Source organism: Pseudomonas fluorescens, from assembly GCF_002837185.1.
Taxonomy (GTDB): Bacteria; Pseudomonadota; Gammaproteobacteria; order Pseudomonadales; family Pseudomonadaceae; genus Aquipseudomonas; species Aquipseudomonas fluorescens_AM.
On the sequence record NZ_KZ478047.1, the window covers coordinates 1 to 8,150 of the forward strand.

5 protein-coding genes are annotated in these 8,150 nt (G+C 63.2%); 2 read left to right on the top strand and 3 right to left on the bottom strand.

Annotated features, from left to right (window positions below; translation table 11 throughout):
- Window positions 1-385: 385 nt before the first annotated feature.
- The 3 genes from CIB54_RS27090 to CIB54_RS27100 all read right to left on the bottom strand — a co-directional run bounded on the left by CIB54_RS27090 (window position 386) and on the right by CIB54_RS27100 (window position 3,322).
- Window positions 386-1,171 carry a sulfite exporter TauE/SafE family protein gene (locus CIB54_RS27090; protein ID WP_065952543.1) on the bottom strand — a complete coding sequence of 262 codons (786 nt, stop codon included), beginning with the start codon at window positions 1,169-1,171 and terminating at the stop codon, window positions 386-388.
- A gap of 144 nt (window positions 1,172-1,315) precedes the next feature.
- On the bottom strand, window positions 1,316-2,617 hold the full coding sequence (locus CIB54_RS27095; RefSeq protein ID WP_101221483.1) for an ATP-binding protein: 1,302 nt from the start codon (window positions 2,615-2,617) through the stop codon (window positions 1,316-1,318).
- Between the two features lie 3 nt (window positions 2,618-2,620).
- Window positions 2,621-3,322, bottom strand: a complete 702-nt coding sequence (locus CIB54_RS27100) for a response regulator (protein ID WP_065952541.1) — start codon at window positions 3,320-3,322, stop codon at window positions 2,621-2,623.
- Window positions 3,323-3,611: 289 nt separating this feature from the next.
- On the opposite strand from CIB54_RS27100, the gene CIB54_RS27105 reads away from it, so the two are divergent.
- Together CIB54_RS27105 and CIB54_RS27110 are read left to right on the top strand one after the other, a co-directional pair.
- Window positions 3,612-4,754, top strand: a complete 1,143-nt coding sequence (locus CIB54_RS27105; RefSeq protein ID WP_101221484.1) for an efflux RND transporter periplasmic adaptor subunit — start codon at window positions 3,612-3,614, stop codon at window positions 4,752-4,754.
- A gap of 6 nt (window positions 4,755-4,760) precedes the next feature.
- Entirely contained in the window at window positions 4,761-7,859 is a 3,099-nt protein-coding gene (locus CIB54_RS27110; RefSeq protein ID WP_101221485.1) for an efflux RND transporter permease subunit, read from the top strand.
- Window positions 7,860-8,150 lie beyond the last annotated feature (291 nt).

Here is an 8,150-nt window from a genome sequence, read left to right on the forward strand (position 1 = left end):
AAACTGTTACCTATGTGCGTGAACTGATTTGTAACCCATGTGGGTGAGTCATACCCAAGAGCCTTTTTGGTTACTTTTGGGGCTCTTTTCCAAAAGTGACCCGCTGTAAAAGCGGAACCGATAGCAGCCGTCACCGCAGAAACGGATATGTACTCGTTCCAACATCCTGGTCGGCCCAGAGGCCGCCATCGGGGGCAAGCCCCCTCCCACATTTGGATGGTGGAGCATCAGTCAGATAGCCATAGGCCGCCGGGCTGCCATCGGGGGCAAGTCGAATCCTCGCACCGCCCCTCCCACATTTGGATGGTGGAGCATCAGTCAGATAGTTTCAGACCGTCGGCCGCCCTCGGGAGCAAGCCCCCTCCCACACTGGACCGCGTCCACCCTAGAACGCCAGTTTGTAACCCACCGCCATCAACATCACTGCCAGACACGGACGCAGCACACCATCCGGAATCCTGCCAGTCATATGACTGCCCAGATAAATCCCCGGCAGCGAGCCCATCAGCAAAAACCCCAACAGATGCCAATCCATATTGCCCATGCTCGCATGGCCCAGCCCCGCCACCAGGGTCAGCGGCACTGCATGGGCGATCTCGGTGCCGACCAGGCGGCGCGTGGCGAGAAACGGATACAGAATAAACAGCGCCACCGTCCCCAGCGCGCCGGCGCCGATGGACGTCAGCGCCACCATGGTACCCAGCACCGCGCCCGTCACCACCGTCAGCGCATTCAGATTGCGCGGGCGCATAGAGTAGTCGTCACCGGCATGGCGCTGGGCGAACGCCAGCAAGCTTTTCTTGAACAGGATCGCCAGGGCCGTCAACAGCAACACCACGCCCAGCGCCTGTTTGATCACCGCGTTCATGGCGCTGGGGTCGGTATGCAGGCTGGCGAGGAACCACAGGGTCAGCAACACCGCCGGCACGCTGCCCAGGGTGAGCCAGCCGGTAATGGTCCAGTCGATGTTCCTGTTCTTGCTGTGCACCAGCACCCCACCGGACTTGGTGATGGCGGCATACAACAGGTCAGTGCCCACGGCCGTGGCCGGATTGATCCCGAACCACAACAGGATCGGCGTCATCAACGAGCCCCCGCCCACGCCCGTCATGCCCACGATAAAACCTACGATCAGGCCGGCAACCACGAAACCCACATTACCTACATCCATTACAGCTACCTGCGGCCTTATAAATTTCTGGCGGCAGGATAGCGATTTTTCTTATAACGACTTATACCAATATGATCTGACTTTATGCCTTTTCAAACAGGCACGACAATCCGGGTGATCGGCCGCGCGATCAAGGTGCCTTGATCAATCGACGCTGGGCAACCACACGCGAAACCGCGCCCCACCGAGCGCTGAGGCCTCGGCGGTCAAGGTGCCGCCCTGGGCTTCCAGGGCCCGCCGGCTGATGGCCAGGCCCAGGCCAAAGCCCCCGGTGGCGCGGTCACGGCTGCGGTCCAGGCGATAGAACGGCTCAAAGATGCGTTCACGCTGGTCCGGCGGAATGCCGATGCCGTCATCATCCACACGGATTTCACAGCCTTTGGGGCAAACCTTGACACCGACCTGGATGCGCTTGTCGCAGTAACGCGTGGCGTTGCGCAGCAGGTTCTGCAGAGCGCGGGCGGTGAGGCGCGGATCGAGGCTGAAGCGCTCCACGGCGCAGTCGAGCACCACCTCGATGACGATGTCGGGGTTTTCCAGCTCATCGTCGACACTGCCCAACACGCTGTCGATGAATTCATCCAGCACCACCTCCACGCGCTCGGGCAACTGCGCCGGGTTCTGCAGACGGCTGTAGGAGAGCAATTCCAGCACCAGCTCATCCAGTTCACGAATATGCGCCACCAGGCTTTGCAGGCGTTCCCGGCCGGCCGCGGGCAAGTCTTCCGAGAGCGCCAGGGCCAGGCCGAAATCCAGCCGGGTCAGCGGAGTGCGCAGCTCGTGGGACACCGCGTTAAGCAGGTCGCGCTGCTGGTTCAACAGATGCTCGATGTCATTGGCCATGGTGTCGAACACCGCCGCCAGGCTGCCGATGCTGGAACTCGGCGGAATCTGCGTGCGTTCGCCCAGGTTGCCCTTGCCCAACTGCGCGGCGGTGCTTTTCAACCGCTCCAGGTCGCGCCAGTGGGGGCGCAACCACACCAGCAGACAGGCCAGCAGCGCGGCGCCGACCAGTACGTTCATCGACCAGTACAGCAGGTTCATGTCCAGCGGGTCCGGCGGGATGATCAGCTTGACCGCGAACTGCTCGTTGATCGGCGAGCTGACTTCTTCCATCCAGCCCCACTCGCCCAGGCGGATCACCGGTTTGCCCTGCTCCAGCAATTGCTCCTCGGCAGGCGTGTAGCGCGCGTCCTGGCGCAATAGCAATTGCACTTTCAACGGCGCAAAGTCACGGCTCAGTTGCTCGGTGACGTGCGACCAGCGTTCCACCGGCGCGCGCAGGTATTGCTTGACGATGAGCGTTTGCAGGCCACGGGACTGTTCGACGTTATAGTCCATGTAGCGGTGTTCGAACAGCTGGATCACCAGCTTGGGGATCAGGAAAATCGCCGCGCTGTAGGTGACGATGGTGATCAGGTAGAGACGCAGCAGGACACGAAACATGGCTCAGCATTCCCACTCGGAACGGCTGAACAGGTAGCCCTTGCCCCACACCGTCTTGATCTTGCGCGCCTCACCGGCGTGGTCGTCGAACTTGCGCCGCAGCTTGGAGATGGCCACGTCCACCGAACGGTCGGTGCCGTTGAACTCGATACCGCGCAGGCGCTGCAGGATCTGGTCGCGGCTGAGTACTTCACCGGCATGCCGCGCCAGGACCACCAGCAGGTTGTATTCGCCACTGGACAGCTCCACCGCCTGCTCGCGCCAGGTCACGGTGCGCTCGGACAGGTCGATGCACAAGTTGCCCATGATGATGCGGTCGCTGGCCACCTGCGGTTCCGACAGGCTGCTGCGGCGCAGCAAGGTGCGCACCCGGGCAAGCAGCACGCGGGGCTCACAGGGTTTGGTCACGTAATCGTCGGCGCCCATTTCCAGGCCCAGGACCTGATCATGACTGTCGTCACGGGCAGTGAGCATCAGGATCGGCAGGCCCGCCGAGTCCGCGCGCAGCAGACGGCAGACCTGCAGGCCGTCGAGGCCGGGCAGCATCAGGTCGAGGATCACCAGATCCGGCGGGTTCAGCCGCGCCTGCTCACGTACCAGGTCGCCCCGGCTGAGCACGCTGACGTGGTAGCCATTGCGCTCCAGGTAGCTGGCAATCAACTCGGAGAGTGCGGCGTCGTCTTCCACCAGGAGGATATTGGGCATGGAGGTGTTTCCAGAAAATACAGTGAGGTGTCGTACACAAATCCAATGTGGGAGGGGGCTTGCCCCCGATGACAGGGTGCCGGTCGACTGTTGATTGGCTGACACACCGCTATCGGGGGCAAGCCCCCTCCCACATTTGATCTTCATTGCAAGCAAGGTTGTGCAAGGATATACGCCCTCAGCGCCCCGCGCGCCGCCCCTTACATTTCTTCACACACGACCTACACAGCTTCACAGCACCACAGCGCAGGTGACCTTAGGATGCGCCAGTCAATATTGGGATAAGAGCATGTCGAAGAATCTGTTTGCGCCGTTTTGCCTGTTGGCCCTCACACTGGCGCTGAGCGCGTGTGACAAGTCCACAGCCGAGGCGCCCCAAATGCCCCTGGCCAAAGTGCGCATCGAGACGCTGCAGGCCAAGCCCCTGTCCATCACCAGCGAATTGAGCGGACGCATCGCCGCGCCGCGCATTGCCGAGGTGCGCGCCCGGGTCGCCGGGGTGGTGATGCAACGGGTGTTCAGTGAGGGCCATGACGTGAAACGCGGCGACGTGCTGTTTCGCATCGACCCGGCGCCGTTCAAGGCCGACCTCGACAGCGCCCAGGCCAACCTCAGCAAGGCCGAGGCCAACGCATTCCAGGCGCGCCTGCAGGAGCAGCGCTACAGCCGGTTGGTGGAAGGCAACGCCATCAGCGGCCAGGAATACGACAACGCCCGCGCCGCCCTGCGCCAGGCCAACGCCGAAATCGCCGCCAACAAGGCCGCCGTCGAGCGCGCCAGGTTGAACCTGGGCTACGCCACCGTGACCGCGCCGATTTCCGGGCGCATCGGCCGCGCCCTGGTGACCGAAGGCGCGCTGGTCGGCCAGAACGAGGCCACGCCGCTGGCGATCATCCAGCAACTGGACCCGATCCATGCCGACCTGACCCAGTCCACCCGCGAGCTCAACGACCTGCGTCGTGCCTTTCGTGCCGGCAGCCTGAAGCAGGTCGGCCAGGACCAGGCCAAGGCCACTCTGATCCAGGACGACGGTAGCCTGTACCCGTTGCCGGGCAAGCTGCTGTTCGCCGACATCAGCGTCGACCCGGGCACCGGGCAGATCATCCTGCGCAGCGAGTTTCCCAACCCGGACCTCGACCTGCTGCCCGGCAGCTTTGTGCGGGTACGCCTGGAACAGGCAGTCGACAGGCAAGGCCTGAGCGTGCCGCAACGCGCCATCACCCGCGACAGCGCCGGCATCCCCATGGTGCTGTTGCTGGACGGCGAGCAGACCGTGCGCCAGCAGCCGGTGGAGTTGGGCGCGGTGATCGAGGATCGCTGGATCGTCAGCAGCGGCCTCAAACCCGGCGACCGCATCATCGTCGAGGGCCTGCAACACGCGCGCCCCGGTGAAAAAGTAGAAGTGGACGACAGCCCGCTCGTAAAGGAATAACCCGCCATGCCGCAGTTCTTCATCGACCGCCCGATTTTCGCCTGGGTGGTGGCCTTGTTCATTTTGCTGGCCGGCTTCCTGGCGATCCCGCAATTGCCGGTGGCCCAATACCCCAACGTCGCACCGCCCAAGGTGGAAATCTACGCGGTGTACCCTGGCGCTTCGGCCCAGACCCTGGATGAAAGCGTGGTCAGCCTGATCGAGCAGGAGCTCAACGGCGCCGATCACCTGCTGTATTTCGAGTCCCAGAGCAGCCTGGGCTCGGCGACCATTACCGCCACGTTCCAACCGGGCACCAACCCGGAGATGGCTCAGGTGGACGTGCAAAACCGTCTAAAGGCGGTAGAGCCTCGCCTGCCGCAAGCCGTGACGCAACAAGGCTTGCAGGTGGAAAAAGTCTCGGCCGGCTTCCTGCTGCTGGTGACGCTGACGTCCAATGACGGCAAGCTCGATGACGTGGCGCTCAGCGATTACCTGGCGCGCAACGTGATGAACGAACTCAAGCGCCTGGACGGGGTGGGCAAGGCCCAGCTGTATGGCGCCGAGCGCGCCATGCGCATCTGGATCGACCCGCAGAAGCTGATTGGCTTCAACCTCACGCCGGCCGACGTGAATGCCGCCATCAGCGCGCAGAACGCCCAGGTTTCGGCGGGCAGCATCGGCGACTTGCCGGGCACCCCCACCCAGGAAATCACCGCTGCCATTCTGGTCAAGGGCCAATTGTCGACGCCGGCGGAGTTCGCCGACATCGTGCTCAAGGCCAACCCTGACGGCTCTACCGTGCGCATCGGTGATGTGGCGCGGGTGGAAGTCGGCAGCCAGGAATACCAGTTCTCCACGCGCCTGAACGGCAAGCCGTCCACCGCCGTCAGCGTGCAGCTGTCGCCAGGCGCCAACGCGCTGAACACCGCGACCCTGGTGCGGGCGAAGATGGACGAGCTGTCGCGCTATTTCCCGGCCAATGTGGAATACAAGATCCCCTACGACACCTCGCCGTTCGTCAAGGTCTCGATCACCAAGGTGGTCTACACCTTGCTCGAGGCGATGGCGCTGGTGTTTGCGGTGATGTTCCTGTTCCTGCAGAACGTGCGCTACACCCTGATCCCCACGCTGGTGGTGCCGATTGCGCTGATGGGCACCTTCGCCACCATGCTGTTGCTGGGCTTTTCGATCAACGTGCTGACCATGTTCGGCATGGTGCTGGCGATCGGTATCCTGGTGGACGATGCGATTGTGGTGGTGGAGAACGTCGAGCGGATCATGGCCACTGAAGGCCTGTCGCCCAAGGAGGCAACGAAAAAGGCCATGGGTCAGATTACCGGCGCCATCGTTGGTATCACGCTGGTGCTGGTCGCGGTATTCCTGCCGATGGCGTTCATGCCAGGCTCGGTGGGGGTGATCTACCAGCAGTTCTCGCTGTCGATGGCCACCTCGATCCTGTTCTCGGCGTTTCTGGCCCTGACCTTGACCCCGGCGCTGTGCGCCACCTTGCTCAAACCGATTGCCCAGGGCGAACACCACGCCAAGGGCGGCTTCTTCGGGTGGTTCAACACGCGCTTCGCACAGCTCACCGACCGTTACGAAGGCTGGGTGGCCTATGCCCTCAAGCGCAGCGGCCGCTACCTGCTGATCTATCTGGTGCTGCTGGTGGGCCTGGGGCTGCTGTTCAGTCGCCTGCCCTCCTCGTTCCTGCCGGTGGAAGACCAGGGCTACACCATCACCGATATCCAGTTGCCGCCGGGCGCGAGCAAGAACCGCACGGTGCAGGTGGCCGAGCAGATCGAGGCACACAACGCCACGGAACCGGGCGTGGGTGATACCACCATGATCATGGGCTTCAGTTTCTCCGGCTCCGGGCAGAATGCGGCGCTGGCGTTTACCACGCTCAAGGACTGGTCGGAGCGCGGCAGCGATGATTCGGCCGCGTCGATTGCCGACCGCGCCAACATGGCCTTCAGCGAGCTCAAGGATGCGATTGCCTATGCGATCCTGCCACCCCCGGTAGACGGCCTCGGCACCTCCAGCGGTTTCGAGTTCCGCCTGCAGGACCGTGGCGGCGTCGGCCACGCGGGGCTGATGGCTGCACGTACCGAGTTGCTGGAAGCGGCCGCGAAAAGCCCGATCCTGGCCAACGTGCGCGAAAGCGCCCTGGCCGAAGCCCCGCAGGTACAGCTGGAAGTGGACCGCAAGCAGGCCAATGCGCTGGGCGTGTCGTTTGCCGACGTCGGCAATATATTGTCGTCGGCCATCGGCTCGGCCTACATCAACGACTTCCCCAACCAGGGTCGCATGCAGCGCGTGGTGGTGCAGGCCGAGGGTGACCAGCGCAGCCAGGTGGCGGACTTGATGAAGATCAACGTGCGCAACAACGCCGGAAAAATGGTGCCGCTGTCGGCGTTTGTCGAAGCCAAGTGGACCCAGGGCCCGACGCAACTGACGCGCTACAACGGCTACCCCGCCATCGCCATCAGCGGCGAAGCGGCGCCAGGGCACAGCACCGGCGAGGCGATGGACGAAATCCAGCGCCTGGTCAGCCAACTGCCCGCCGGTTTGGGCCAGGAATGGACCGGGCTGTCCTTGCAGGAACGCCTGTCCGGGTCCCAGGCGCCGATCCTGTTGGGCTTGTCGCTGCTGATCGTGTTCCTGTGCCTGGCCGCCTTGTACGAGAGCTGGTCGATCCCGACCTCGGTATTGCTGGTGGTGCCGCTGGGCGTGCTCGGGGCGGTGCTGGCGGTGAGCTTGCGCGGCATGCCCAACGATGTGTTCTTCAAAGTCGGCCTGATCACCATCATCGGCCTGTCGGCGAAAAACGCGATCCTGATCATCGAGTTCGCCAAGGACCTGTATGAACAGGGCGAGGACTTGATCGACGCCACCTTGAAAGCCGCGCGCCTGCGCCTGCGCCCGATCATCATGACCTCGCTGGCGTTCATCCTCGGCGTGGTGCCGCTGGCGATCGCCACCGGGGCCAGTTCGGCGAGCCAGCAGGCGATCGGCACCGGCGTGATTGGCGGGATGATCACGGCGACCTTGGCGGTGGTATTCGTGCCGGTGTTCTTTGTGGTGGTGATGAAGCTGGTGCGCAAGCGTCACAAAGCCGCTTAGTCGAGCCAGGCACGGAAAAAAATGTGGGAGGCGCCTTGCTCCCGATGACGGTGTGTCAGTCATGTGTTTGTGACTGATCCACCGTCATCAAGAGGCATCTACGTAGCGCTCACCCCTAACCACGATGCGAAGCGAGTCGCTCTTGATCTTGATCTTGATCTTGATCTGGCTTTTGATCTTGATCTCAGGCGCCCCGTTAAACCACGCTGGCCGAACGCAGGCTTGAATCCGTGGGCAACCCGGCAGGACGCCGGGTTAGCCGCACTGGGCCAGGGATGGCCCATTGCGGCG

Coding starts and splice junctions, on each gene's coding strand:
- CIB54_RS27090 (WP_065952543.1), bottom strand. CDS start 1,171: ATGGATGTAGGTAATGTGGGTTTCGTGGTTGCCGGCCTGATCGTAGGT.
- CIB54_RS27095 (WP_101221483.1), bottom strand. CDS start 2,617: ATGTTTCGTGTCCTGCTGCGTCTCTACCTGATCACCATCGTCACCTAC.
- CIB54_RS27100 (WP_065952541.1), bottom strand. CDS start 3,322: ATGCCCAATATCCTCCTGGTGGAAGACGACGCCGCACTCTCCGAGTTG.
- CIB54_RS27105 (WP_101221484.1), top strand. CDS start 3,612: ATGTCGAAGAATCTGTTTGCGCCGTTTTGCCTGTTGGCCCTCACACTG.
- CIB54_RS27110 (WP_101221485.1), top strand. CDS start 4,761: ATGCCGCAGTTCTTCATCGACCGCCCGATTTTCGCCTGGGTGGTGGCC.